General features: G+C 66.4%; 1 protein-coding gene. It reads left to right on the top strand.

Translation table 11 applies throughout. The features are described 5' to 3' along the window. Window positions 1-663: LysR substrate-binding domain-containing protein (locus AC1DX0_RS36730; RefSeq protein WP_477359537.1), on the top strand; the 663-nt coding region annotated here is incomplete at both ends.

The raw sequence follows: 663 nt of genomic DNA, 5'->3' as shown, positions 1-663 counted from the left end.
GGCAACCGCATCGCGCTGACCGATGCCGGCCACGCGATCTACCCGCAGACGGCGCGTGCTTTGGGCGACATCGCGGCGATCGGCCAGCGCATGCTGGAAGGGACTTTGAGAACGCGCCTTGTCGTCAGCGTGCCGTTTTCGCTGGCCGAACTGTGGCTGGCGCCAAGACTGGCCGTGCTGCTCGAAGCCTTTCCGCACATGGCGATCGACGTCCGCGTCGAGGATGACCCGGTCGACATTGCGCGCCAGAACATCGATCTGCGCATCTCCTATGGCGACTATCACTATCCTGGCTTGAAACTCGTCCGTCACGTCCATGACGATGTCCTGCCGGTGTGTTCGCCGGAGTTCTGGCGCCGGCATGGCGGCGACGCGTCCGGCCTGGCGGACCTGCACGAGAGCCTGTTCATCCACACCAACTGGGGCCCGAACTACGCCACGCATCCGAGCTGGGCCGACTGGTTCGCGGCCTCGGGCAGCAGCCGTTCACCCGATCCTTCGCATGGGCGGCGTGTCGGCCTGTCCAGCCTGGCGATATCAGCGGCAAGGCTGGGTCTCGGCATAGCGCTCGGCCAGCGGGTCATGGCGCGTGCCGATCTGGAGGCCGGGCGCCTTATCGCGCTCTCACCTGTGTCGGTGCGTCTCGGCCATCCCTATTGCGCC

The sequence above is a fragment of the Mesorhizobium sp. P3_A9 genome (assembly GCF_056402975.1).
The sequence above is the reverse complement of the archived record's forward strand: the minus strand, read 5'-3'. Positions and strand labels throughout refer to the sequence as shown.